Annotated in this window: 22 protein-coding genes; 15 read left to right on the top strand and 7 right to left on the bottom strand. The window is 68.8% G+C overall.

Annotated elements, in window-relative coordinates; genetic code table 11:
• Window positions 1-42: 42 nt before the first annotated feature.
• Window positions 43-246 (bottom strand): hypothetical protein, encoded by a 204-nt coding sequence (locus OV287_RS23705; RefSeq protein WP_267536309.1) that lies wholly within the window; start codon window positions 244-246, stop codon window positions 43-45.
• Between the two features lie 359 nt (window positions 247-605).
• On the opposite strand from OV287_RS23705, the gene OV287_RS23710 reads away from it, so the two are divergent.
• From OV287_RS23710 to OV287_RS23735, 6 genes are all read left to right on the top strand, one after another.
• Window positions 606-1,235, top strand: coding sequence for a polysaccharide biosynthesis/export family protein (locus OV287_RS23710; RefSeq protein WP_267536310.1), 630 nt, complete (start codon window positions 606-608; stop codon window positions 1,233-1,235).
• Between the two features lie 57 nt (window positions 1,236-1,292).
• Window positions 1,293-2,441, top strand: coding sequence for a porin family protein (locus OV287_RS23715; RefSeq protein ID WP_267536311.1), 1,149 nt, complete (start codon window positions 1,293-1,295; stop codon window positions 2,439-2,441).
• A gap of 27 nt (window positions 2,442-2,468) precedes the next feature.
• Window positions 2,469-3,890 (top strand): GumC family protein, encoded by a 1,422-nt coding sequence (locus OV287_RS23720; RefSeq protein ID WP_267536312.1) that lies wholly within the window; start codon window positions 2,469-2,471, stop codon window positions 3,888-3,890.
• A 40-nt stretch (window positions 3,891-3,930) separates the two neighbouring features.
• Complete coding sequence (locus tag OV287_RS23725) at window positions 3,931-4,668, top strand: CpsD/CapB family tyrosine-protein kinase (RefSeq protein WP_267536313.1); 738 nt, start codon at window positions 3,931-3,933, stop codon at window positions 4,666-4,668.
• Window positions 4,669-4,766: 98 nt separating this feature from the next.
• Window positions 4,767-6,149 (top strand): sugar transferase, encoded by a 1,383-nt coding sequence (locus tag OV287_RS23730; protein WP_267536314.1) that lies wholly within the window; start codon window positions 4,767-4,769, stop codon window positions 6,147-6,149.
• A 90-nt stretch (window positions 6,150-6,239) separates the two neighbouring features.
• Window positions 6,240-7,322: a gluconeogenesis factor YvcK family protein gene (locus tag OV287_RS23735; protein WP_373371842.1), complete on the top strand. Its 1,083-nt coding sequence runs from the start codon at window positions 6,240-6,242 to the stop codon at window positions 7,320-7,322.
• 18 nt (window positions 7,323-7,340) lie between these two features.
• Here the strand turns inward: OV287_RS23735 and OV287_RS23740 are convergent, their stop codons facing one another.
• Complete coding sequence (locus tag OV287_RS23740) at window positions 7,341-8,756, bottom strand: FAD-dependent oxidoreductase (RefSeq protein ID WP_267536315.1); 1,416 nt, start codon at window positions 8,754-8,756, stop codon at window positions 7,341-7,343.
• An 81-nt stretch (window positions 8,757-8,837) separates the two neighbouring features.
• Window positions 8,838-10,253, bottom strand: a complete 1,416-nt coding sequence (locus OV287_RS23745; RefSeq protein WP_267536316.1) for an FAD-dependent oxidoreductase — start codon at window positions 10,251-10,253, stop codon at window positions 8,838-8,840.
• 226 nt (window positions 10,254-10,479) lie between these two features.
• Here OV287_RS23745 and OV287_RS23750 point away from each other — a divergent pair, with 226 nt between their 5' ends.
• The 3 genes from OV287_RS23750 to OV287_RS23760 all read left to right on the top strand — a co-directional run bounded on the left by OV287_RS23750 (window position 10,480) and on the right by OV287_RS23760 (window position 14,082).
• A complete protein-coding gene (locus OV287_RS23750) occupies window positions 10,480-11,598 on the top strand; it encodes a GNAT family N-acetyltransferase (protein ID WP_267536317.1) in 1,119 nt (372 codons plus the stop codon).
• Window positions 11,586-12,761, top strand: coding sequence for a DegT/DnrJ/EryC1/StrS family aminotransferase (locus tag OV287_RS23755; protein WP_267536318.1), 1,176 nt, complete (start codon window positions 11,586-11,588; stop codon window positions 12,759-12,761). Before OV287_RS23750 ends, OV287_RS23755 begins: the two co-directional genes overlap by 13 nt.
• Before the next feature lie 109 nt (window positions 12,762-12,870).
• The gene (locus tag OV287_RS23760; RefSeq protein ID WP_267536319.1) at window positions 12,871-14,082 is read left to right on the top strand and encodes a GNAT family N-acetyltransferase; all 1,212 of its coding nucleotides are present in this window, start codon (window positions 12,871-12,873) and stop codon (window positions 14,080-14,082) included.
• 21 nt (window positions 14,083-14,103) lie between these two features.
• Here the strand turns inward: OV287_RS23760 and OV287_RS23765 are convergent, their stop codons facing one another.
• Window positions 14,104-14,643 (bottom strand): TetR/AcrR family transcriptional regulator, encoded by a 540-nt coding sequence (locus tag OV287_RS23765; protein WP_267536320.1) that lies wholly within the window; start codon window positions 14,641-14,643, stop codon window positions 14,104-14,106.
• A 46-nt stretch (window positions 14,644-14,689) separates the two neighbouring features.
• Here OV287_RS23765 and OV287_RS23770 point away from each other — a divergent pair, with 46 nt between their 5' ends.
• Window positions 14,690-15,847, top strand: coding sequence for an MBL fold metallo-hydrolase (locus tag OV287_RS23770; protein ID WP_267536321.1), 1,158 nt, complete (start codon window positions 14,690-14,692; stop codon window positions 15,845-15,847).
• A 23-nt stretch (window positions 15,848-15,870) separates the two neighbouring features.
• On the opposite strand, the gene OV287_RS23775 is transcribed toward OV287_RS23770, so the two are convergent.
• The 3 genes from OV287_RS23775 to OV287_RS23785 all read right to left on the bottom strand — a co-directional run bounded on the left by OV287_RS23775 (window position 15,871) and on the right by OV287_RS23785 (window position 17,825).
• Window positions 15,871-16,812 (bottom strand): tetratricopeptide repeat protein, encoded by a 942-nt coding sequence (locus OV287_RS23775; RefSeq protein WP_267536322.1) that lies wholly within the window; start codon window positions 16,810-16,812, stop codon window positions 15,871-15,873.
• Complete coding sequence (locus OV287_RS23780; RefSeq protein ID WP_267536323.1) at window positions 16,809-17,294, bottom strand: cytochrome c-type biogenesis protein; 486 nt, start codon at window positions 17,292-17,294, stop codon at window positions 16,809-16,811. The genes OV287_RS23775 and OV287_RS23780 overlap by 4 nt, the downstream gene beginning before the upstream one ends.
• A gap of 117 nt (window positions 17,295-17,411) precedes the next feature.
• Window positions 17,412-17,825, bottom strand: a complete 414-nt coding sequence (locus OV287_RS23785; protein WP_267536324.1) for a helix-turn-helix transcriptional regulator — start codon at window positions 17,823-17,825, stop codon at window positions 17,412-17,414.
• Between the two features lie 238 nt (window positions 17,826-18,063).
• Here OV287_RS23785 and OV287_RS23790 point away from each other — a divergent pair, with 238 nt between their 5' ends.
• The 5 genes from OV287_RS23790 to OV287_RS23810 all read left to right on the top strand — a co-directional run bounded on the left by OV287_RS23790 (window position 18,064) and on the right by OV287_RS23810 (window position 23,301).
• Window positions 18,064-19,212 carry a serine/threonine-protein kinase gene (locus OV287_RS23790; RefSeq protein WP_267536325.1) on the top strand — a complete coding sequence of 383 codons (1,149 nt, stop codon included), beginning with the start codon at window positions 18,064-18,066 and terminating at the stop codon, window positions 19,210-19,212.
• A gap of 67 nt (window positions 19,213-19,279) precedes the next feature.
• A complete protein-coding gene (locus tag OV287_RS23795) occupies window positions 19,280-19,687 on the top strand; it encodes a (deoxy)nucleoside triphosphate pyrophosphohydrolase (protein ID WP_267536326.1) in 408 nt (135 codons plus the stop codon).
• Window position 19,688: 1 nt separating this feature from the next.
• Window positions 19,689-20,633 (top strand): SdiA-regulated/phytase-like domain-containing protein, encoded by a 945-nt coding sequence (locus OV287_RS23800; protein ID WP_267536327.1) that lies wholly within the window; start codon window positions 19,689-19,691, stop codon window positions 20,631-20,633.
• 207 nt (window positions 20,634-20,840) lie between these two features.
• Window positions 20,841-22,943 carry an ATP-dependent zinc metalloprotease FtsH gene (gene ftsH, locus OV287_RS23805; RefSeq protein ID WP_267536328.1) on the top strand — a complete coding sequence of 701 codons (2,103 nt, stop codon included), beginning with the start codon at window positions 20,841-20,843 and terminating at the stop codon, window positions 22,941-22,943.
• A gap of 112 nt (window positions 22,944-23,055) precedes the next feature.
• Entirely contained in the window at window positions 23,056-23,301 is a 246-nt protein-coding gene (locus OV287_RS23810; RefSeq protein ID WP_267536329.1) for an RNA polymerase sigma factor region1.1 domain-containing protein, read from the top strand.
• Window positions 23,302-23,344 lie beyond the last annotated feature (43 nt).

A 23,344-nucleotide genomic window follows, 5' to 3' on the forward strand; every position in this document is an offset into this window, starting at 1 on the left:
AGCGGGCCTCCAAGCCTGGTCCCTCCGGCGCCCGTAGCTTTTTCAGGCCTCCTTGGCGATGCCTGCCGAGGGCACCGTCACCTTGCTACCGCCGCCCAGCACGGAGCTGCCCGCGAACAGGCCCACGCCCACCAGCGCCAGCGTGGCCGCCTCCGCGTAGGAGCCCAGCACCGAGCCGAGCAGCGTCATCATTCCCGCGCCCACCGTGAACATCGCGATCACCGCACCCGCCGCCGCCTTGCTCATAGCCGCCGTCCGCTCCTCACTCACCCTGGCCCTGTCTGGGCCTGGGTTTCTCGGGAGATGATTTCAAGCGGCGTGCCACGCTTTGCTGCGAGGAAGTGGGAAAAGAGCTGGGACAGCGTGGGAAATGCAGTTCCCACAGTGAGGGAGAAAGGGAGAGTGAGCCGCGCACGCCCCATGGGCCGATGCCGGAATTTTTTCCCGGACATCCCACCGGCTTCCGCTGGGGTGTAGAGCGTAACCCATGACGATCCGGGGACTTTGCTTGCCTGAGTCCTTTGGCACACCCGCTGCTTATGCCTCCCGCGAACATGTGGCCCCTGTCCTTTCTGGAGGCCCGGGGCGTTGGGGAGAGGCGAGCGATGGGAAAGACGAGCGCGAGGTGGTGGGTGGTGCTGGGATTGCTCCTCCTGTCGGGGTGCGCCCACCGGACCACGGCGCGGGTGGACAATTCGGACCAGCCGTACCGCATCGGTCGTGAGGACGTCCTGGATGTGGCGGTGTGGCGTGATGCGGATCTCTCTCGCACGCTGCCGGTGAGGCCCGATGGTTTCATCTCCCTGCCCATGGTGGGCGAGGTGAGGGCCGAGGGCCGCACGCCCAATGAGCTGGCCGATGAGCTCCGCGAGGCCCTCAAGCCGTACGTGCAGGAGCCCCGGGTCACGGTGATCGTCCGCGAGGTGAACAGCAGCCGCGTCTTCATCACCGGAGAGGTGGCGCACCCCGGCGCCTACCCGCTGCGTGGCCGGGTGTCCATCCTCCAGGCCATTGCCCTGGCAGGCGGCTTCACGGACTTCGCGGATCGCGACGCCATCGTCGTCCTGCGCCGCTCGGGGGCGACGCAGGCCGCCACGGCGGAGGGCTCGGGCACGGGTGGCTCGGGCACCACGGGGAGCGACTACATCTCCGTGAGCTACCGCGAGCTGGTGGAGGAGCCGGAGAAGTACGAGCCGCTCATCCTGCGGCCGGGCGACACCATCATCGTGCCGTAGCACGGTGGGGCACCGGAGGGCGTGGTTCTGGGTCGGAGCGTGGGGATGGAGGGTGCCGTGAGGGTTTCCTGGAAGAGATGGTTGGCGGCGGCGGTCGTGGGGACCTCTCCGGCCGCGCTCGCGGGCACGGTCGTGGAGCCTCGGGCCCGGGTGACGCTCGAGGAGCGTTACGACGATGACTTCCGGCTCAATGACGCCGGCGCGACGGGCGGTCAGTTCATGACCAAGGTCACGCCGCGGGTCGGGCTGGACCTGAAGGATCCGACGCTGACGCTGGAGAGCTTCTACGCGGCGGATGTGCTGATGCGGCACGGCACCGGCCGGGTGACGTTGGATCACCGCGGCGGGTTGACGGTGCGCAAGCTGCTGTCGCGCCGCCTGCGGGTGGAGGTGTCCGGCGGCGTCTATCGGGTGACGGACCCTGCCTCGCTGCCGCGTGAGAGCGTGGCGCGCTCGAACCAGCCTGTCCTCTACGGTCAGTCGCGGGTGTACGTGACGGGGCGGCTGAGCCGGACGGTGGACCTGGGCGTCGGCTATGCGTTCGAGGGCGTGAGGGTGTTGGAGGTGGGGCGGGAGCCGGGCTTCGTGCACAACCCGTTCGCGGAGCTCTGGCTGCGCACCACGCGCAGGCTGTCGCTGGGACTGGAGTACCGCTACCAGGGCTTCATCTTTGGCGACAGCTTCGAGCAGGCGCACGGTGTCTCCGGCGCGCTGCGCTACCGGCTGTCGCGGCAGACGACCCTGACGGCTCGCGGCGGTCCGGTGTCCTTCATGGGGCCGGAGGGGACCGGGGGCGTGGTTCCTCGGATGCGGCTGGAGCTGCTGCACGAGGCGGGGCCCTTCGACATGGGCTTTGTGGCGGGGCATGACCTGGTGGGAGCGAGTGGCTTCACCAACGCGCTGTGGGCGGACTTCGCGGGCCTGGTGCTCAACCGGCACTTCAATGGCCGGGTGTCCGTCTACGGGGTGGCCAGCTTCTTCCGCAACGGACGCGCGCCAGGGGAGGGGGCCTTCACCTGGGATGAGAACGCGCGGGTGGCCCAGGGCTACGCGCTGGGCGCGGGGCTCGAGTTCAAGATCAACCGGTATCTATCGATGCAGACGACCGTGGATCGCATCGCCCAGGTGGGCGTCGACGAAGCGGCGGCTGGAGTGAATCTGGCCCGGAACGTGGCAGCGATCCGGCTGCACATGAAGGCTTGGTGACACGTGGAGCGAGGAGGAGGAGCGCACATGGAGCGTGGGATGACGGCAGACCAGGTGCTCAAGGCATTGTGGCGCCGGAAGGTGCTGGTCGGGGCCATCGTGCTGGGAGTTTTCGCGGTGGGAGCCGCCATCGTGTTGAGCCAGCCGAGCGTGTACGAGGCGACGGCGGTGGTGCGCGTGCAGCATCAGCGCCCCGGAGAGGAGATGGTGCAGCGCACCGTCAGTGAGCTGGTGGAGCAGCGGCTGCTCACCGTCCGCCAGGAGTTGATGGCGAGGCCGGTGCTGCAGAAGGCCATCGAGGAGATGAACCTCTATCCGGACATTGTCTCCGACAAGGGAATGGAGGCCGCCGTCAACCGCATGCGCAAGGACATCACCGTGCGCGTGGAGGGGGAGAGCGCCTTCGAGCTGACGTACGCGAACGGGGATCCGAACGTGGCGGCGCAGGTGGCCAACCGGCTGCCACAGCTCTTCGCCGAGCAGGCGCAGAAGTCGCGCCAGGAACAGGCGGCGCGCGCCACGAAGCTCTTCGAGGACGAGGTGGTCGCGCTCTCCAAGAGCGTCACCGACTGGGAGAAGAAGATCGCCCAGTTCAAGGTGGACCACCAGGGCGAGCTGCCCGAGCAGCTGGAGATGAACATGCGCGGGCTGGAGCGCGTGGGCGCGCTGCTGCAGACGAAGTCCGAGGAGCTGCGCGTGGCCGAGGCCCGGCGCTCCGATCTGGCGCGGGCCCGCAACGCCGCGGACAGCGAGGCCGGCCGGTTGGAGACCGCCGAGCACTCCCTCACCCAGGGGCTGGTGGCCGCCCGCTCCACGTGGACGTCGGATCACCCCGAGGTGAAGCGCCTGGCCGCGGAGCTCAACACCATGCGTGAGCGCCGCAAGGACGCCGAGGGCCGCCAGTGGGCCGAGCGTCAGGAGCGCGCCCGCGTGGCCGACCTCATCACCACCATCCAGAAGGAGATCGAGTCGCTGCACCAGGAGGCCAAGAGCTATCAGGCGCGGCTGGATCGCACCCCGCAGTGGGCCCATGCGCTGGGCGTGCTGAACCGGGACTACGAGATTGCCCGCACCAAGTACCAGAGCGTGGTGTCCCGCCGGGTGGAGGCGGAGCTGGCCCAGGAGCTCGAGGCCAAGAGCGCGGAGAGCCTCTTCAGCGCCATCTCGCCGGCCGGTGTGCCGGTGGCCCCGGCGAAGCCGGATCGGTTGAGCGGACTGCTCATCTGCTTCCTGCTCGCCCTGGGCGTGGGCGTGCTCACCGGCGTGGTGATGGAGATGCGCGACGACAGCATCCGCGACACCCAGGAGCTGCGTGAGCGCCTGCCTCTCCCTGTGCTCGCGGTGGTCCCGAACATGCAGGGCAAGGCGGAGAAGCGGGTGCTGATGCCCGCCACGGGAGGCCGCAATGGAGTGGTGACGCCGTCTTCGTCGGACTCGCCACTCAACTAGGAGACTTCGGGTGAACAACGCGGAATCCGGGAGGAATGGAATGGAGCAGCAAATGGAACGGGCGGGGAATTTCCTTCCCCGGGTGGATGACGCGGCGGGCTCGCCCAACGCGGTGGACAAGCGGGTGGTGTCGCTGACGGCACCGGCGTCGGGTGCGGCGGAGCAGTACCGCAGCCTCTACTACCGCCTGGAGCGGATGCGCGAGCTGCGTCCCCTCAAGATGGTGGGCATCACCTCGGCCATGCCCGGCGAGGGCAAGACGGTCACCACGGTGAACCTGGCCCTGGTGGCGGCCCGGGCGAACATGGACCGGCGCATCCTCCTCATCGACGCGGACCTGCGCCGCGGCCAGGTGGCGGACGTGCTCGGCATCAAGGGCAGGCCGGGCCTGGCGGAGCTGCTGAGCGGGGAGTGCGAGGTGAGGGACCTGGTGCGTCGCTTCCACGCCACGCGCATGGCCGTCATCACCGCGGGCGCCACGCCCGAGGAGCCCACCCAGGCCCTGGCCAGCGCGAAGATGAAGCAGTTCCTCAAGGTGGTGCGCGAGCATTTCGACGAGGTCTACGTGGACCTGCCGCCCACGCTGCCCTTCGCGGACTCGGCGATCCTGGGGCACCAGACGGACGGTCTGCTCATGGTGGTGCGCGCCAACGTCACCCCGGCCCGGGCCGTCAACCAGGCCGTGGATCAGCTGGGTGGGGCGCCCATCCTGGGTTGCGTGTTGAACGGGGCGGAGATGAGCGACACCCCGTACCTGAAGAACTACGTCCGGAAGTAGCGGGCGGACGAGGCCACCCGGCCGCGCGGGAGGAGGGGCGTGGCCGGGTGTCGTGAAGTGGCAAGGGAGGGACGGGCGAGGCGGTCGGAGGGAGATACGTGCTTCGGGTTTTTCATCATTACTTTTCATCCAGGAAGCTGACGCTCTTCATCATCGAGGGCGCCGCCATTGCTCTGGCGTGTCTGCTGGGGGAGGTGGCTTGCGCCAGGGTGCTGGCGCCGGCGGACACCCATCTGCCGTGGGCCCAGACGATGCCGGGGTTGCTGCTGCTGGGGGCCACGTTCGTTCCCACGTTCCAGTTCTCGCTGTACCTGATGGATCTGTACGACCTGAGGGTGGCGGCGGAGGACCGGGGCCGAGGGTCTCGGCTCCTCAAGGCCGCGGGGGTGACGACGGCGGTCGTGGGGTTGTTGATGCTGGCGGTGCCGGCGGTGCTGCCGGTGCGGCTGCCACCAGGGGCGCTGCTGGGCGGGGCCGTGGGGGCCTTGGTGGGGACGCTGCTGGTGCGCTCTTCTCTGCGCGCGGTGGTGGGTGTCCCCAGCCGGGTGCTCATCGTGGGGGATGGTCTCAAGGCGCACGCGGTGGCCAACGCCATCGAGCAGGGCGGTGAGGACAGCTTCCAGGTGGTGGCGCTGGTGGACCCTCGCGTGCCGGTGGCTGGCCGCGAGGCCGAGCCGGTGGATGTGACGGCCGCGCGGCTCGGGGCCGAGTACGTGGTGCAGGCGGCGGATGACATGCGCGGGGCAAACTGGATGGAGGCGCTCCTGCGCTGCCGTCTGGCCGGGCGCCGGGTGTATGAGGCCGCTGGCTTCTGCGAGCGCGTGCTGCGCCGGATTCCGGTGGCGCACCTGCGCACCAGCGACTTTGTTTTCGCGGACGAGCTGACGGTGTCGCGTGGCCGGCGGTGGGCCAAGCGTGTCTTCGACATCCTCGTGGCTTCCGCGCTGCTCCTGTGCGCCGCGCCCTTCGTGCTGCTGGTGGCGGTGGCCATCAAGCTGGACTCGAAGGGGCCGCTCTTCTACCGGCAGGAGCGCGTGGGGCTCAACGGCACGACGTATTGGCTGTGGAAGTTCCGCAGCATGCGCACCGACGCGGAGAAGGACGGGGCGGTGTGGGCCCGGGCCAATGATGATCGCGTCACCCGGGTGGGCCGCTTCATCCGCAAGACGCGCATCGACGAGATTCCCCAGGTGTTCAACGTGTTGATGGGGGACATGAGCTTCGTGGGGCCGCGGCCAGAGCGCCCCATCTTCGTCGAGCAGCTCAAGAAGGAGATTCCCTTCTATGGACTGCGCGAGGCGGTGAAGCCCGGCCTCACCGGGTGGGCGCAGATCCGCTACCCCTACGGGGCCTCGGTGGAGGACGCGCGCAACAAGCTGGAGTTCGACCTGTACTACGTGAAGAACGGCTCCCTGTTCCTGGATATGGGCATCATCTTCCATACCGTGCGGCACGTCTTGCTGGCGCGGGGAGCGCGGTAGGGCAGTACGGGCCGGAGCGGCTCGGGTGGAGTGACATCGCCGGGGGCCCGGCGGTGGGTTGTAGAGGGTGGGCGTTGGAGGGGATGGGACATGCTCGAGTCGTCGGACTTGCCTCTCGACGAGGCCTGGGAGAGGGATGCGCGCAAGGGGCGCCGGACGGCCAACCGGAACGAGCTGATGCAGGCGCTCGACGTCCGGCCGACGCGGATCGTCGCCATGGGTGGCGGGACAGGGCTTCCCATGGTGCTGCGCGGTCTGGCTCGGCGCGCGGATCCGAAGCTGGGGGATCCAGGGCTGGACATCACCGCCGTGGTGGCGATGAGCGATGACGGAGGGAGCTCCGGCCGGCTGCGACGCACGCGCGGAACGTTGCCTCCCGGGGATGTGCGCAACTGCCTGGTGGCCCTGGCGGGTGGCAAGGGCACCAGCCCCTTGAGCGAGGTGTTTCAGTACCGCTTCGCCGGGAAGCGAGGGCTGGCGGGCCACGCGGTGGGCAACCTGCTGATCGCCGCGTTCGCCGAGCTCAAGGGCGACTTCCTGGAGGCGGTGCGTGTCTCCGGAGAGTTGCTGGGGGTGAAGGGCCGGGTGCTGCCGAGCACCACCTCGCCGGTGCAGCTGGTGGCGCAGATGGAGGACTGCACCGAGGTGGTGGGCGAGCGCAACATCAGCCGTGCCCATGGCCGTATCCGCAAGGTGCTGCTCAGCCCGCGCTCGCCGCCTCCGGTGGATGGGCTGATCGAGGCCATCCGCACCGCGGACCTCATCGCCATCGGGCCGGGCTCGCTGTACTCGAGCGTGATGCCGAACCTGCTGGTGGACGGGGTGGCCCAGGCGCTGTGCGAGTCGCGGGCGCTGAAGGTGATGGTGGCCAACCTGATGACGCAGCCGGGGGAGACGGACGGCATGGACTGCTTGGACCACGTGCGCGCCGTCATCGACCACGTGGGCCCGGTGCTGGACGCGGTGCTGATCAACGGCGCCCAGCTGTCCGAGGAGGCCGCCCGGCGCTATGCCCTCAAGGGCCAGTTCCCCGTCCGGGTGGATCGTCGCGCCCTCATCAGCGCGGGCGTCGTACCGGTGGAGGCGGACCTCCTCAAGGAGAGCCCGCGCATCCGGCACGACAGCCGGAAGGTGGCGCGCTGCCTGCTGAAGATGGCGCGCACCGGGTTGTAGCGAGGGGAAGCGGCCTGCTCAGGCCGCCTGTCCCTTGGCGGCGGCGGGAGCGAAGGGGGACTCCGGCTTGCGCTTCAGATCGGCGGCCGAGGGCCTGGAGGTGAGGACCTTCAGGATCATTCGCGGGGAGAAGAGGGCCGCGGGCGATTCGAGCATGTGCATCACCCGCGAGAACGTGCGCAGCGCCTCCTCGTCGTAGCTCGCGAGGTGCTGGAAGCGGTCGCCGTACCAGTTCGTCAGGCCGAACGCGGGCGGACGCTTGCCCTCTACCTCGGGGAGGCGCAGGTCTCCGTTGGTCGCCATGCTCCAGGGCACCGTCAGCAACTGGCCCACCTGCTGGCGGTAGCGTTGGGACACACCGCCCAGGCCCTGGCGCAGGCACTCACCCAGCGTATGCGCCTGCAACGCGCCCGTGGTCATGCCCTGGCCGTAGATGGGGTTGAAGGAGCAGAACGCATCCCCCGCGGGAGCGAGCCCTTCCGGGAAGCGCGCCATGCGATCGTAGTGGCGCCGCTGGTTGTGCGAGAAGCGGAAGACGTGGATGGGCCCGAGCGGCTCGGCCTTCTCGAGGACCTCGTGGATATGTGGCTGGATCAGGCCCCGAGTGAATTCGACGTAGCCGGCATCATCCATGGGCGGTTGCGTGCCCAGCCAGCCACCGAGTGAGACGAGCAGATGGCCATTCTCGATTCTCTCGATCACCGCCAGTCGCTTTTCTCTGGGGAACTCGGGCGCGATGCTCATCATCGTCCAGTCCGCGGTGAAGCCCGGCGGTGCCCGGAAGAGTCGGCTCGCGTAGACGACGTCGACGTGGATGTGCGTCTCCTCCACGCGGGGATAGCCCAGGGCCTCCAGCCACTGGGGCGTGCGCGAGCCTCGGCCGCTCGCGTCCACCACCAGCTCGCCCTCGAGCGTTTCCTCCTGTTCTCCACCTGGGGCACGCAGTTGGACGCCGGTAACGCGGGCCTTGTCCGCGCTCATCTGGAAGCCCGTCACCTCGCGGCCATCGAGGATGCGCACGTTGGGTAGGGCCTGGAGGCGCTGGCGGATCACCCACTCCAGCAGCGGCCGGCTCTGCGCGTAGAAGATGAGGCCGCACTTGATGCGCGGGCGCCAGAGGCCCCCCATGAACCAGGCATGGTCCCCGGTCATGTCCATGAAGTGGGAGCCGGCAGCCTTCAAATCCTCCTGGAAGCCGGGGAAGACGTCGCACAGCACATTCATGCCGCGCGTGAGCAGGCCGTGGACGTGTGACGTCTGGGGGACGCCCTTACGGGGCTGGGGACTGTCCTCGAAGCGGTCACGCTCCACCAGGGTGACACGCTCGAAGTGGCGAGACAGCACGCCCGCGGCGATCAGGCCGGTGGTGCTGCCTCCGTAGACGATGGCGTGCTTTCCGGCGGACGTGGCGGGCAGGGATGTCGAAGTGCTCATGGGGACCTCGGTGCCGCGGATGAGGGCCTGAAGCGTAGGCGACAACTCGCCTCAACGTCGAACACCTGACTGCTCGCTCGGTCAAGCCACCTGGGACTGGGGCTTCCTGGCGGCGAGCGGCTCCGGCGCGGGATGCTGGGGGGCGGTGTCGAGCCGGGCGGTGAGCACCTTGAACACCATCCGCGGAGAGAACAGCACCGCGGGTGATTCGAGCATGTGGACCACCCGGAAGAACGTCTGCCTTGCCTGCTCGTCATGGAGCGTGAGCCGCTGGAGGCGGTCGCCGTACCAGTTTGTCAGGCCGAACGCGGGCGGACGCTTGCCCTCCACCTCGGGGAAGCGGAGATCTCCGCTCGTTGCCATGGACCAGGGCACCTGGAGCAACTTGCCCACCCGCTGGCGGTAGCGCTGGGACACGCCGCCCAGGCCCTGGCGCAGGCACTCTCCGAGCGCCTCGGCCTGCATCGCGCCCACCGTCATGCCCTGGCCGTAGATGGGGTTGAAGGAGCAGGACGCATCCCCCACCACGGCCAGCCCTTCGGGGAAGCGGGGCATGCGCTCGTAGTGACGCCGCTGGTTGTGCGAGAAGCGGTAGTGGTGGATGGGCCCGAGCGGCTCGGCGTTCTTGATGGCTTCGTGGAGATGCGGCTGGGTCAGACCCCGGGCGAACTCGAGGAAGCCCGCGTCATCCTCCGTCGCGAGGCCTTGACCGAGCCAGCCTGCCAGTGTCACCAGCCAGCGGCCCCCCTCGATGAGTTGGAGCACGCCCAGCCTTCGCTGCTCGGGCAGCTTGGGTGAGAGGGCCATGCTCTCCCATCCTGGCTCGAAGCCCTCGGGCTTCTGGTAGAGGCGGGTGGCGTAGCGCACGTCGACGTGGATGCGTGTCTCCTCCACGCGGGGGTAGCCCAGGGCCTCCAGCCACTGGGGCGTGCGCGAGCCGCGGCCGCTGGCGTCCACCACCAGCTCGCCCTCGAGCGTCTCCTCCTGGCCTCCACCCGGGGCACGCAGGTGCACGCCGCTGACGCGGGCCCTGTCCGCGCTCGTCTGGAAGCCCGTCACCTCGCGGCCATCGAGGACACGCACGTTGGGCAGGCCCTGGACGCGCTGGCGGATCACCCACTCCAGCAGCGGCCGGCTCTGGATGCCGACGCCGAGCCCGCTGCGGATCCGCGGGTACCAGGCGCCGGCCGAGCACCATGCCTGGGACTCGGTCATGTCCAAGACTCTTCCTCCGGCGGCGAGCAGTTCCTCCTGGAGGCCGGGGAAGACGTTACCGAGGATGTTCATGCCCCGCAGGTGCATGCCATGGAGCTGCGTCGACTGAGGGACGCCCTTGCGCGGCCGTGGCGCGTCGTCGGAATGGTCGCGCTCCACCAGGGTCACTCGCTCGAAGTGGTGGGACAGCACGCTCGCGGTGACCAGCCCGGAGATGCTGCCACCGCAGACGATGGCGTGTCGGCCGACGAGCGCAGCGGGAGGGAGGGGCGGAGTGCTCATGGGACCTCAGTGTTGCGGATGGAGACCCGAGCGTAGGCGACGGCCCGGACGAACGTCGAACACCGGACAGCTCGCCTGCCCGGACCACCCGCTCTCACCCTGCCTGCTCGTGTCCGGGAGCCCGAGGAAATGCCGCGTGTGGGTTGTGGGCAGGCGCGTCCGTTACCACCTTCCGGCGCACGCGGGCTCTGGGAGCCTCGCGCCGTCAGGAGCCGGACACATTCACATGGAAGCCAGACAGCTCTCCCCCGCGCCAGGCGTCATCGAGGTGTCGGATAGGGCCGCCTTCATGGCGCTCGAGCAGGAGTGGAACGCGCTCGTGGAGTCCACGGCCGACGAGCCCTTCTGTCGTCACGAGTTCATCCGGGTATGGGTGGACAACTTCGCCCCGGAGTCGCGGTTGCGCGTGCTGACACTGCGCGACGAAGCGGGCCGGCTCAGCGCGGCCCTGCCGCTGATGGCCGGGCGGGCCTCGATGTATGGGGTGCCGGTGCGGCAGCTCTCCGCTACGGCCAACGCCCACTCGTGCCGTTTTGACGTGCTGGCGCGCGAGCCCAAGGTGGCCGTGGAGGCGTTTCTCTCGTACTTGCGCGCGGACCGGAGCTGGGACGTGCTGCTGCTCACGGACGTACCCGAGGGCGGTGCCGGCTGGTCGCTGTACGAGGCGGCGAAGGCGGCGGGGCTGTCGGTGGGGACGTGGGAGTCGCTGCAGTCGCCCTACATTCCGCTGCCGGGCTCGTGGGAGGCGTACCAGCAGACGCTGCAGTCCAAGTTCAAGGCCAACTGCCGCCGTCGGCGCCGCAAGCTGGAGGAGAAGGGCCGCGTCACGGTGGAGAGGGTGGAGGGCGGGCTGGAGCTGGAGGCGAAGCTGGAGGAGGGCTTCGGCCTGGAGGCGAGCGGCTGGAAGGGCCGGCGCGGGACGGCGATGGCGCAGGACGTGCGGACGCGGGGCTTCTACTCGGAGCTGGCGCGCACGGCGGGGTACGCGGGCCGGCTGGCGCTCTATTACATGCGGCTGGACGGGCGCGCGGTGGCCTTCCAGTACGCGCTGGAGTACGGCGGGCGCTACTTCCTGCTCAAGCCCGGCTACGACGAGTCGCTGGGGGACTGCAGCCCGGGCCAGCTCCTGATGGAGGACGTGCTGCGCGACTGCATGTCGCGGGGCCTGCGCGAGTTCGACTTCCTGGGGCCGGACATGGTGTGGAAGCGCGACTGGACGGACAAGGTGCGCCGCCACACCTGGCTCTACGTCTTCAACGACACGGCATTGGGCCGCGCGATGTGCGCGGCGAAGTTCCGCTGGGCCCCGGTGGCCAGGGAGGTGGTGGCGAGATGGAAGCGGTGAAGAATACCCGGTTGTTCGTTCCCGCCCTGCCGACGTTGTGGCCGGGCATGTTGCTGGGCCGCGGTGAGCCGAGCGGCTTCATGCCCTTCAGCGCGCCCAACGTCCGCTGGTTCTACTTCGCCCGCAACGCCGTCTGGCTGACGGTGAAGATGCTGGGGTTGGACAAGGGCGAGGTGTTGATGCCGTCCTACCACCACGGGGTGGAGGTAGAGGCGGTGGCGGATGCGGGGGCCACGCCGCGCTTCTACCGGGTGGGAAGCCGCTGGGATGTGGACGTGGAGGACGTGGAGCGTCGCATCGGGCCGAAGACGAAGGCGCTCTACCTCATCCACTACGCGGGCTTTCCCAGCCCGGCCGAGGAGATGCGCCGGGTGGCGGACAAGCACGGCCTGCCGCTCATCGAGGACTGCGCGCTGTCGCTGCTGAGCTCGGACGGCTCGGTGCCGCTGGGGACGACGGGAGACATCGGCATCTTCTGCCTCTACAAGACGCTGCCGCTGCCGCACGGTGGGGCGCTCGTCGTCAATGGCCCAAGGCAATACAGCCTGCCCGAGCCGCCCACGCCGCCCTTCACGTCCACGCTGAGCCACACGCTCTCCTCGCTGCTGCAGAACCTGGAGCTGCGTGGGGGTAGCTTCGGACGTGGGGTGCGCCGCTTCATCCGGAGCCTCGGCAAGGGGGCGGTGAAGGCCGCGGACATCGAGCGCGTGGCCACGGGGACACAGCACTTCGATCGGCGGCACGTGGACTTGGGGATGAGCCCGTTCGCGAAGCGAATCGCCCAAGCGCAAGACATGGAGGCCATCGTCGAGCGGCGGAGGCGCAACTACTTCTTCCTGCTGGGACGACTGAGGGACGTATCGGCGCCGCTGTTCAACCAGTTGCCTGCGGGAGTGAGCCCACTCTTCTACCCGCTGGTGGTGGAGGACAAGGCGGAGGTGCTGGCGCGGTTGCACGCGCGGGGAATCGAGGCCATCGACTTCTGGCGGCACATGCACCCCTCGTGCGACGCGTCCGCCTTCCCCGAGGTGATGCAGCTTCGGCGGAGCATCGTGGAGATCCCGTGCCACCAGGATCTCACGCCGGAGGTGATGGCGGAGGTGGCGATGGCGGTACGAGGCGCGCTGACGGTGGACCGCCGAACCCGCAAGCACGCGGGCTGAGGTCCCCGCCGCGAGCAATACGCCTCTCCAACGCCCCTCTCAAACCTCCCTCCCTCTCCCCCCGGGAGAGGGTCGGGGTGAGGGTATTTCGAGCCATGAGGTCAACACCGTGATCCACGAAGCGGAACTGTCGCCCACTCCGAGCCCCGCGCGGTGGCTGGAGGTGGACACTGTCTGGGGACTGTCCAACCTGGCGGGCCTGCGAGGCGCCTGGAGCGACCTGCTCGACGAGAGTCGCGCGGGCCCATTCAACGCGTGGGAGTGGCTGTACCCGTGGTGTCGGCGTATCGGCGCGGACCGTAAGCCCTTCGTGTTGCGGGCGAAGGACCGGTCGGGGGCGCTGGTGGGCCTGCTGCCACTGGGCGTCGAGCACCAGTGGGTGCTCGGGATGCCGGTGCGGCGGCTGGCGTTCCTGGGCGAGACCCACGTAGGCAGCGACTACCTGGACGTGATCGCCCGACGTGGCCGTGAGGAGGAGGTCGCGCGCATCTTCGCCGAAGCCCTCTGGGAACTGAGGGATCAGTGGGACGTGCTGGACCTGACGGACCTGCGCGAGGACACGGTGACGGTGCGGGTGCTGCGGGAGACGTTCGAGAAGTACCGGGCGGATCTGCGGATGTCCACGCGGTACGTGTGCCCGTACGAGACGTTGTCGAAGGGCGAGTCCTTCGATGACTTCCTGAAGCGCACGAGCCGGCGGGACAACTTCCTGCGCCGCAAGAAGTGGCTGGAGAAGCAGGAGGGCTACCGCATCGAGAAGACGGAGGCGCCGGGCGAGCTGGCCGGACCGCTGACGGACTTCTTCCGCCTGCACACGGCTCGGTGGGAGTTGGACGGAGGCTCGCAGGGAATCCGTGGCCGGGGTGTCGAGTCCTTCCACCGTGACGCCACGCAGCTGCTCGCCGAGCGGGGGAGGCTGCGCCTGTACACGATGAAGGTGGGAGGTCGGGCGGTGGCCTCGGTGTACGGCATCCTCCATCAGGACAAGTTCGTCTACTTCCAGTCCGGCTATGACCCGGCGTGGCGCAACCGCAGCGTGGGCCTGGTGCTGGTGGGGGAGACCTTCCGCGACGCCATCGAGGCCGGGCTCACCGAGTACGATTTCCTGCGGGGCACCGAGTCCTACAAGTCCGACTGGACCACGCAGCAGCGGCGCACCGTGTCCGTGCGCGTGCTCTCGCCCGGTGGGGGAGGGGAGTGGCTGGTGAGGCGTGAGGAGACGATGCGGCAGGTGCGCGAGGTGGCCAAGCGCGTGCTGCCCCAGGACATGGTCGAGCGCGTGCGTCGCTTCCGGCGCAAGCTCTCCGCGGTGCGCGGGTAGGCACCTGACGGGCGCCAGCGCTCAAGGCACGAAGCGCTCGGCGAGCAGTTGCAGGCGGCGGCGCAGGACACGCGTCGCCGGCAGGTCGGCCTGGAGCCCATCGACCGCGAGCATGAAGACCTCGGAGAGCTCCTTGCTCTCCAGGAGCGCCTGCGTGAGCTTGAGCTGCTGCCGGACGTGCCTGGCCTCCACCTGGGGGAAGAGCCGCGAGCAGACCTCGTAGAAATCGGCTGCCATGGGCGCGCCCATCAGCTCGTCCCACGGCTCGAGCAAGAGGATCTCGTACACGCGCAGCAGCTTGTCTCGCCGGGTGCCGGGCGAGGCCAGCACCTGCTCGGCCCGGGGGTAGCGCTCCTCGAAGAGCTCCTCGATGACCGCGGTGAAGATGTCGTCCTTGTTCTTGAACTTCCGATAGATGAGCGGTCGCGAGATGTTCGCTCGCCTGGCGATGTCATCGAGCGAGGTCTTCGCGTAGCCGAACTGGAGGAAGCACTCCCGCGCGGCCCGGAGGATCGCCGCCCGGCGTAGCGCGTCACGCTCCTGGCTCTTCTCATCCGACATGCGATCAAGTTGACAATATTTATCTAATTCGTCAACTTGTATCACCATGAGGATTCGCAGCAGATTGGCGCGCGCGGCGCTCGGGACGGGGGTGCTGCTGGTGGTTGTCCTGGTCGCCATCGCCGCCGACGCGTGGACTGCCCTGGGCGCTCGTGCCGACGGTGCGCGACGCACGCGGATGGAGCGCTCGCCACAGTGGAAGGACGGGCACTTCGAGAACCCGCAGCCACTCTGGAATGACTGGTGGGGCTCGATATCGGCCATGTTCAAGGCGAGCCCCGACGTGGGCCCCGCCGAGCCGCCTCCCTCCGTGCCTGGCGACCGCCGCCAGTTCGAGACTCCGCCGGCCACGGGTCTGCGCGTCACGTGGCTCGGGCACTCCACAACGCTGATCGAGATCGACGGGCACCGCGTCCTCACCGACCCCGTCTGGAGCGATCGCGCCTCGCCGCTGAGCTGGGTAGGCCCCAAGCGCTGGTACTCCCCGCCCATTGCGCTCTCGGAGCTGCCGCCCATCGACGCGGTCGTCATCTCGCACGACCACTACGATCATCTGGATCATCCCACCGTCTCGGCGATGAAGAACTGGAACACCACCTTCGTGGTGCCGCTCGGCGTCGGTGCGCACCTGGCCGCGTGGGGCGTGCCCGAGGCGCGCATCGTCGAGCTCGACTGGTGGGAGCACACGCGGGTCCGCGGGCTCGACATCACCGTGACTCCGGCGCGCCACGCTTCGGGACGGACCGCTCTCGACAAGGACGCGACGCTGTGGGCCGGCTTCGCGATCCACGGCCCCGAGCACCGCGCGTACTACTCGGGGGACACCGGGCTGTTCCCGGCGATGAAGGACATTGGCGCGCGCCTGGGGCCCTTCGACGTGACGATGATCGAGGTGGGCCAGTACCACAGCGCCTGGCCCGACTGGCACATTGGACCCGAGCAGGCGGTGCTCGCCCACCGGATGCTCCAGGGCCGCGTCCTCCTGCCGGTGCATTGGGGGCTTTTCACGCTCGCCGCCCACGGCTGGACCGAGCCCATTGAGCGCGTGCTCGCGGCGGCTGCGCAGGGGAATGACACGGTCATTGTCCCCAAGCCTGGCCAGAGCATCGAGCCGGGTGCCCCGTCGCCGCTGGAGCGCTGGTGGCCGAGCCTGCCCTGGGACACCGCGGCGCAGCACCCCATCGTCTCTACCCAGCTCGACTGACACCCTCGTAGGGGTTCGACGACCTACCGGCCCAGCTCGCCGCGCAGCTGCTGGATGGCGGCGAGCAGCGGCGGCGGGTGCATCTCGGAAGGCACCTCCACGGCGAAGCGCTCGAACAGCTCCAGCGCCTTGGCCTTGTCGCCCTGCCGCATCGCGATGGCGCCCAGGAAAAGCAGCGCCTCCTGCGCGTCCGGGTACGTGTCCACCAGCTTCATCAGATCCTGCTCCGCGCCCGCCTCGTCCCCGCGCACGGCCTTCAGCACACCCAGGTGCACCCGCAGCTCCACGCTGAACGGGTCCAACGCCAGCGCCCGCGTCGTGACGCGATCCGCCTCCTCGAACATCTGCCGCCGGATGAGCTCGTGGCTCAGCAGCGCCGCGGCATCCAGATCCGCCGGGTTGTTCTTCAGGCGCTCCATGGCCCGGGTCAGCTCCGGATCATCCTGCGGCTGCATCTGCTGCGCGTTGGCGCCCATACCTGGAGGCACACGGCCCGTGGCGGCGTCGTCCTCGCCCCGGGTGCGCTGCTCGGACACCAGCGTGTAGCTCAGCGTGGCGAAGAACAGCACGATGCCTCCGCCCCACAGCGCGCCCTTGAGCTGCGGAGAGAGGAGGCCCTTGGACACCGGCGCCTCCTGCCTCGCGCTCGGGGTGTTCTGGGAGGCCTCACGCTTCTTCAGGTGCTCGTCCTTGGCGCGCAGCGCCGCCACTGCCTCCTGCTCCAGCCGCTTGCGCTCCGACTCGTAGCGCTCCGGCTCCAGGGCATGCTTGTCCGCCGCCAGCTCCTTGAGCTGCTCGATGAGTGACTGGTAGCGCCGCTCCAGGTCCTCGAGCGCGCCATCCTTCGACTCCGGCGCGGGCGCTCCGTCCTTGCGGCGCTGGGTGAGGAGGAACAACGCGGCGGCGATGAAGCCCACCGCGAGCACGATGAGGCCGGGCGTCCAGTTGGTGGTGGTCGGGTTCATTGATCCAGCTCCCGGCGCACGGCCGCGAGGTACGGGTCCTCGGATTCGGTGGAGGCAGGGGGCGCCGCGGGCGTGGAGGCCGCCGGAGCGGACGGCGCGGGCTCACGCCGGACCTGCCGGAAGATGACGAAGGCTCCGCCCAGCAGCAGGGCCACCGGGCCCAGCCACACGAGCAGGTTCACGCCCTCGGCCTTGGGTTGCAGCAGCACCCACTCGCCGTAGCGGGCCACGAAGTAGTCGCGGACCTCCTGGTCCGACTTCCCCTCGGCCACCAGCTCGCGAATCTTGTCGAGCTGGGCACGGGCCATGGAGGAGGGGCTGTCCGCGACGGAGAGGCCCTGGCACACGGCGCAGCGCAGCTCCTTGCCGAGCGTTTGCACGCGGGCCTCGAGGGCCGGCGCGAGGGGTTCACTTCCGGCCTGTTGGGGCGCGAACTGGCCCGAGGCGAGAAAGAGGGTGAGCGTGAGGAGGGCAGCGGTCATGGGGTGGCCGGAATCCGGCTCACCTACCTAGCGCCCCTGACCGGGTGTTGCCCAGGGAAACCCGAGGGCAGGAGGGCAGACCCTCCGCCTGGCCGCCCGCCGCCTGGGTACGAGGGGTCATTGGGAGGGGGGGGGCTTGGAGCGGCTCTGCCGCATCATCCGCAGGCGTATGAGTCCCGTGGCCATCAGGCTCAGCAGGCGGAACTCCGCCGGCTCCAGCCTTTTCACGGTACGGACCAGACGGCGGATCTCCCCGGGTTCCTCGACAGGCCGGGCGGGCGTCTCCTTGGTCCAGAAGTTTTCCTGGGCGGGTGTCAGTCCCAGCAGCACGTCCGAGGGGATGCGCAGGACCTCACACAGTTTCTTCAGGGTGGGGACGCTGGGCAGCATCCCTCCGCGTTCCAAGCGGCCATATACCTCCGTGGCGAGCCCCACCCGTTCGGCGACGTCCTCCTGGGTGAGATTGGCTCGGACTCGAGCCGCCCGGGCCGCGGTCCCGATGGTCCCAGCCAGTCCTCGTGGGAGTGCCATGCCGTGCGTTCCTGAGAAAGAAGTAGAAGGCGCGGGGCCCGGAGCATCCGGGCCCACGTGACTTCTAAGATAACCGGAAAAGTGGTGACTTCAAGAGTCATGTGTGAGGTAGACACGACTTTCGAGGTCGTAGGTTGAACGTCCGCCCCGGTACCTCCCTGTCATCGTTCTTGGAGCTTCGAGGGACGCGTGTTTACCTTTCGAGTCATCCCGCGGATACCCCCAAGGAGTGCTGCACATGTCGATCCGGACGACCCCTGAAACCCCCACTCGAGAGACCCACCCGGTGGTGTTCGATTCGGGGATGGTGAGTTACGAGCTGGTGCGCTCGTTGGGCCAGGGCCATCACGGAGAGTTGCTGCTGACGCGTCAGCGTTACCACGACGGCGCCGGAGGCCTCACCGTTCTCAAGCGGCTCAACCGCGTGGTGCGGCAGGAGGACTACCAGCGTCTGGTGGAGGAGGCGCGCCTGGGAGGCCAGCTGCGCCACCCCAATATCGTCTCGGTGCAGCTGCTCGGCGGCACGCCGGACGCGCCGCTGCTGTTGGTGGAGTACGTCGAGGGCGAGATGCTGGGTGACCTGATGCGTCTGGTTTTTCGTGCGGGCCGCTCCTTCTCCGAGGCCTTCGCCTGCTATGTGACCTCTGAGGTCGCGGATGGTTTGCACTACGCGCACGCCCTTCTGGACGACACGGGCCGGCACCTGGGCATCGTCCACCGGGATGTGACCCCGCGGGGCATCCTCCTGGGCCGGCATGGCGAGGTGAAGCTGACGGACTTCGGGGCAGCGTGGTCTCGGCTCGAGGGGCGCATCTCCACCGAGGGTGACAGCGACATGGGCAACCTGGCCTACAGCTCCCCCGAGCGCGCCATGCTGGACAAGCTGGATGGGCGCTCGGATCTGTTCTCTCTGGGACTGGTGCTCCTGCAGCTGCTCACCGGCCAGCACCTGCTGGATGCCGTTGCCCGCCATGAGGCGGAGGTGCTCAGCCGCCAGTTGCGGGCGCGCGGGGACGGCCGAGTGCCGGGCCTCGAGGCGCTGAGTGCCTCGCGCACCGGCGCGCTGATGAAGCGGATGCGCCAGCTCAGTGCCCAGCATGTGCAGGTGGCGTCGCGCTCGCTGTCAGAGGGGCTGCGACCCATCGTCCAACGGGCGCTCGCACCCCAGAAGGAGGACCGTTATGCCACCGGGGCGGAGCTGGCCCAGGCGCTTCGAGATCACCTGTGGAGCTCGGGGGTGCGCTACGGGCGGGCCGAGATGGCGGCAGAGGTGTCCTTCCTGGCAAAGGTCTCCCTGGAGGATCTGGAGCAGCCCTCGGGCACCCCGAAGCGGGGCAGGGGGGGGGCGGCTCGGGGCCGCCGCGGGGGGCCTGGAAAGGCGTCCTGAGGCTTGGCCTGGGGCCCCGGGCCGTGTTAGTCCGCCCCCTTCCTCTTCCGTGAGAAGGAGTCCGGAAATGGCTCGCCGTCACATCCGCGTCGTCGGCGCGATGCTACAGAACGCCGAGGGGCGCTACCTCATCACCCAGCGTCCGCCCAAGGCGACGTTGCCGCTGCTGTGGGAGTTCCCTGGAGGCCGGGTGGAGGAGGGGGAGAAGGACGAGCAGGCCCTCGCGCGGGAGATCCGCGAGGAGATGGGCGTGGAGGTGGAGGTGCTGGAGCAGGCCCTCCACACCCACCACGACTATCCCACCTACGACATCGACTTCCGCGTCTACCGTTGTCGGCTCACCAGCCCCGAGTCCGCCATCCAGCACCTGCGCGTGCACGATCACCGCTGGGTGACGCTGGAGGAGATGTCGAAGTACCAGTTCCCCGACGCGGACGCGAAGACGCTGGCCAAGCTGCTGGGTCTGGAACCCTGACGTGCGTCGTCGTTCCGCCCTGGTGCTCGCGGCGGTGTTGCTGGGGGCCTGCACGACGAAGAAGCCCTCCAGCCCCGATGCCTCCACCGCGGCTGCTGATCCGCGCTACCCTCCGGCCGAGGGGTTGCCCGGCTGCCTGCTCTACGGGGAGCCCCGGAAGATTGGCCAGGTGCCCCTGGAGCTGGCGGAGCTGTCCGGCCTGGCCGCCAGCACCCGTCATGAAGGGGTGTTCTGGGCCCACAATGACTCCGGCAACACCTTTCGCGTGTTTGCCCTCGAGGCCTCCGGCAAGGTGCTCGCCACGGTGACGCTCACCGGGCTCGAGCCGAAGGACGCGGCGAGGATGGATCTGGAGGACATCGCCCTGGGTCCCTGTGCGCCGGGCGGGTCGGACGCGTGCCTTTATCTGGCCGACATCGGCGACAACTTCGAGCGCCGGCAGCAGGTGCGGCTCTTCCGCTTCCCTGAGCCGGAGGTGGCCGACGCCACCGTTGCCGTGGAGACGTTGGCCTTCACCTACCCGGACAGGCCTCATGACGCCGAGTCGCTCATCCTCGAGCCCCGAACGGGCCGGCTGGCGGTTATCACCAAGGAGCGCGACTCGCTGGGCGAGGTGTTCGCGCTGGACGGGCTGGCGCCAGGCTCGGTGACGAAGGCCACGCACCTGGGCACGCTGAACGCGCCCGAGGGGGTCGATTATCGCACCACCTCGGCGGCACTCCACCCGTCCGGCCAGCGCCTGCTGCTGCGTACGTACACGCGCGTGTGGGAGGTGCGGGCCCCCGGGGCTTCGCGGCTGGAGGAGCTTGTCCGAGGACAGGTCGCGGAGGTGCCCGGTCCCAGCCAGGCCCAGTCCGAGGCCATCACCTGGTTGCCCGGTGGCCGCTCCTTCGTGTTGGGCTCCGAGTTCGCCGGCCAGTTCGTGTACCAGGTCGACTGTCGCTGAGCGGCATCTCTGGAGGGCACGTGTTCGCTGCTGGGCATTGCGCCTGCCCGGATGGACGAGCGCTGTTCCGGCGTTACCACCATTGCCTGGCTGTGTTGGGCATGCCGGGTTGACCGGCGGGCAGGTGTGAACATCTTTTGCCCGCAGATTGGTCGTACCGCGTACCACCAGGGGTACGTGTCATGGGGGAGGGGGAGTGCGTCGACGATGAAGCCTCAGAACACCATGCCGCCGGGGATGAGCCCTCGCGGAAAGAAACAGGAAAAGCCTCAGCCGCCTCCCGCCAAGGGGTTCCGGTTCGGCTCACCGCTGGGCTACATCCTTCTGCTTGTCCTGGGCTTCATGCTGTTCAAGAACGTTTTCCAGGACGCTGGAGTGCAAAGGAAGACCTACGGCGAGTTCCGTGCCGCCCTTCAGGAGGACAAGTTCTCCAAGGTGCAGGTGTCTCCCGAGTGGGTGCGGGGATACCTCAAGGGCACCGACAAGCCCGCCGCCTCCGACAATGCCACCGGTGGGGGAGAGCGCCTGCGCCCCGAGCTCAGCGAGCTGCCGTGGCTGGCCTACCGCATTCCAGGGGACGATGAGCTCGTGCCCCTGCTGGAGCAAAAGCGCGCCCAGGCGGAGCTCGCCCAGCAGCAGGGAAGCAAGGACAGCTTCCAGTACGAGGCCGTGCCCCAGAACAACTTCAGTGATGTGCTGTGGATCTGGCTGGTGCCCCTGGGCCTCGCCTTCCTCTTCTGGAGCTTCATGATGCGGCGGATGGCCGGAGGCATCGGCCAGGGTCCGCAGAGCGTCATGAGTTTCGGCAAGACGCGCGCCAAGGTGCAGGCCGAGGCCGACACCGGCGTGGGCTTCAATGACGTGGCTGGCGTGGACGAGGCGGTCGAAGAGCTGAAGGAGATCGTCGAGTTCCTCAAGACGCCGGAGAAGTTCCGCCGGCTGGGTGGCCGCATCCCCAAGGGTGTGCTGCTGGTGGGCCCGCCGGGAACGGGCAAGACGCTGCTGGCCCGCGCCGTCGCGGGTGAGGCGGGAGTGCCCTTCTTCAGCCTCTCCGGCTCCGAGTTCGTGGAGATGTTCGTCGGCGTGGGAGCCGCCCGAGTGCGCGACCTGTTCGCCCAGGCCACCGCGAAGGCCCCGTGCATCATCTTCATCGACGAGCTGGACGCTATCGGCAAGAGCCGCAACGCGGGCGTCGCCGGTGGCCATGACGAGCGCGAGCAGACGCTCAACCAGCTCCTGGCGGAGATGGACGGCTTCGACAGCCGTGCCGGCCTCATCATCCTGGCGGCCACCAACCGCCCGGAGATTCTCGACAGCGCGCTGATGCGCCCGGGCCGCTTCGACCGGCAGGTGCTGGTGGATCGACCGGACAAGCGTGGCCGCGAGCGGGTGCTGGAGATTCACTCCCGGGGCGTGAAGCTGGGACCGGACGTGGACCTCAAGTCCATCGCCTCGCGCACCCCGGGCTTCGCGGGCGCCGATCTGGCCAACGTGGTGAACGAGGCGGCCCTGCTCGCCGCGCGCCGCAACCGCGACGCCGTCATGCGGGCTGACTTCGAGGAGGCCATCGAGCGTGTGGTGGCCGGCCTGGAGAAGAAGAACCGCCGGATGAACGAGCGCGAGAAGGAGATTGTCGCGCACCACGAGGCCGGCCACGCGGTGGTGGGGTGGATGCTGCCCAACGCGGAGCGGGTGACGAAGGTGTCCATCATCCCCCGCGGTCTCGCCGCGCTGGGCTACACCATGTCCCTGCCGCTCGAGGACCGCTACCTCATGTCCTTCGACGAGCTGCGCGACAAGATGGCCTCGATGATGGGCGGGCGCGCCGCCGAGGAGATTTTCATCGGCGAGGTCTCCACCGGAGCCTCCAACGACCTGAAGCAGGCGACGGAGATCGCCAAGCTGATGGTGCGCGACTACGGCATGAGCTCACTGGGGCCGGTGGCCCTGGGCGGCGAGCCGCAGGCCTTCCTTCGCTCAGCCGGGGGGCCGGAGATCCGCTCCTACTCGGAGCAGACGGCACGGATGGTGGATGATGAGATCCGCAAGATGGTGACCGAGGCGCTCGAGCGGGCCCGGAACGTGCTCACCACCCACCGCGACAAGGTGGAGGCGCTGGCCGCCCGCCTGCTCGCCACCGAGGTGGTGGAGGAGGAGGAGATCCGCCGCCTGCTCGGGCCCAAGGCCACCGCGGAACGGGGCCTGCTGCATCCGGAGGCCCGTCAGGTTATCTCTGCACACCCGGTGGGTGGCGATGAGACGCCTCCGCCCGGAGCCCAGCACTCCAACGGGAAGCTCCCAGACGCCTGAGACTCCGGGCGCCCGCCCGCCTGCTCCCTGGCCTTGCCTTCGCCCTTTCGTGCTGCATGTTCTGCGGTGTCGAGAGGGCGAAATTATGTTGGCCGGGAAGGAGGGAGAGGCCGTGGAGAATCGAATCGGTAAGAGCTATACGGCGCGTAAGGCACTCTTCGCCAAGGGACTGAGAGAGGGCCGTCTCACGGTGCAGGAGATAGAGAAGGCCCTGCCCGCGGGGACCCTCACGGCGGCCGAGCGGTGGTTGCTGTACTACTCGCTCCGTGCAGCCCAGGTGGAGATCATCGACGAGGTGACGGGCCAGGTGGATCACGGCTTCATGTCGGATCAGCCCTCCGCGCCCGCCGAGCACTAATCCCGCCGTCCGTACGTTGACACACACCCGGGGCTGGTTACGT

This window comes from Archangium lansingense (assembly GCF_026626635.1).
GTDB lineage: Bacteria > Myxococcota > Myxococcia > Myxococcales > Myxococcaceae > Archangium > Archangium lansingense.